Origin of the sequence: Streptomyces aurantiacus, from assembly GCF_001418335.1 — a bacterium.
Classification (GTDB): Bacteria; Actinomycetota; Actinomycetes; order Streptomycetales; family Streptomycetaceae; genus Streptomyces; species Streptomyces aurantiacus.
Genome location: NZ_LIPP01000290.1, coordinates 1 through 1,504, shown reverse-complemented (window position 1 = coordinate 1,504; position 1,504 = coordinate 1). Strand labels below are relative to the sequence as shown.

Here is a 1,504-nt window from a genome sequence, read left to right as displayed (position 1 = left end):
GGGGTCATGCGCTCACCTAACTCACGACTGGGCAGTACGCTGTCCAATTGGCCCAGATACTAGGAGTCAGGCAGGGATACTGGTCAATACTCCTTGCCATTGACTGGTCCAATGGCCCGATGCTTGACTGGAAATCCGGTCCGCGGAAAGGTCATCGGTACAGTCATGGACGACCTCGACACATCCCTGCTGCGCCTGCTGCTGGAGGAACCACGAGCCGGCATGCGCGAGTACGCCCGCGTGCTGGGTGTGGCCAGAGGCACGGTGCAGGCCCGGCTCGCCCGCCTGGAACAGTCGGGCGTCATCGCCGGCTACGCCCCGCAGTTGAGCGCGCCCGGCATGGGCTATCCCGTACTCGCCTTCGTCCATCTGCACCTGGCGCAGGGCAGATTGGACGAGATCACCGCGGCACTGCACGCCGTGCCCGAGGTCCTGGAGGCGCACAGCATCGCAGGCGAGGGTGACCTGGTGTGCCGCGTCGCAGCCCGGGAGAACGCCCACCTCGAAGACGTCATCCAGCAGTTGATCAAACTTCCCGGCGTCGTCCGCACCAAGACGGAGGTGGTCCTCAGCGAGCGGGTCGCGCCGCGCACCCTGCCCCTGGTGCTGCAGGCCGACGATCGCCGCCGCCGATAGGACGCTGAACGGGGGCTCATCGGGCATCGCCCGCGCCCGACCGACCGAGCGCGGCGAGACCGGCGTTCTTCAGTGGTCGCGGTGCGTGGCGTGGTGGGCCAGGTCCGTGAGGGTGGTGGTGATGTCCGGGGGCAGGGTCGTTTCGGTCAGGGCCTGGCGGGCCTCGTCGAGGCGGGTGGTGATGAGGTCTTCGATGTGGGAGCGGGCGCCCGTGTCGGTGAGGATGGTCCGTGCCTCGGTCAGGGCGGTCTCGTCGAGGCTGGTCCGGTCCATCAGCTGGGTCAGGCGGGCACGTTGGCGGGGATCGGCGTCGCGCCAGGCCAGGGCGAGCAGCGCGGTGTGCTTCCTGTGACACAGGTCGTCGCCGGAGGGTTTGCCGGTGGTGGGTGCGTGTCCGAAGACGTTGAGCAGGTCGTCGCGCAGCTGGAAGGCCTCCCCGACGGCGAGCCCGAACCGGGTCAGCGCCTCGATGATCGTTTCGTCGGCGTGAGCCAGCACCGCTCCGATGTGCAGGGGCCATCCCACGGTGTAGCCGGCTGTCTTGCCGCGTGCGATGCGCAGTGCGTGCCCGACGTCCTCGACCGTGCCGGCCGGCGCTGTGTCCGTGCCCACCAGGTCCAGGTACTGGCCCACCACGGTCTGGGTACGCATCGTCGCCAGGGCCCGCCCGACCCGCCGCCGCCTGTGATCGTCGATGTCCGCGGTGCCCACCAACTCGTAGGACCAGCCCAGTGCGATGTCTCCGAGCAGGATGGCGGTGTCGCGTCCCAGCTTCTGTGCCTGCGCATGACCTCGGTGACGGGCGGCGACCAGATGCTGGGCCGCGGGCCGCCCCCGCCGGGTTTCGGCCTCGTCCATCACGTCGTCG

2 protein-coding genes are annotated in these 1,504 nt (G+C 69.1%); one reads left to right on the top strand and one right to left on the bottom strand.

The window, feature by feature from the left end; all coding sequences use genetic code 11:
* The first annotated feature begins 165 nt into the window (after window positions 1-165).
* Window positions 166-636 (top strand): Lrp/AsnC family transcriptional regulator, encoded by a 471-nt coding sequence (locus AOK01_RS31545; RefSeq protein WP_055517669.1) that lies wholly within the window; start codon window positions 166-168, stop codon window positions 634-636.
* Between the two features lie 69 nt (window positions 637-705).
* On the opposite strand, the gene AOK01_RS31540 is transcribed toward AOK01_RS31545, so the two are convergent.
* Window positions 706-1,504, bottom strand: a 799-nt coding sequence (locus tag AOK01_RS31540) for a polyprenyl synthetase family protein (protein ID WP_055517667.1), incomplete at its 5' end; no start/stop codon positions are given.

Bases quoted from the DNA above. Each gene is read 5' to 3' on its own strand.
- AOK01_RS31545 (WP_055517669.1), top strand. From the start codon at position 166: ATGGACGACCTCGACACATCCCTGCTGCGCCTGCTGCTGGAGGAACCA.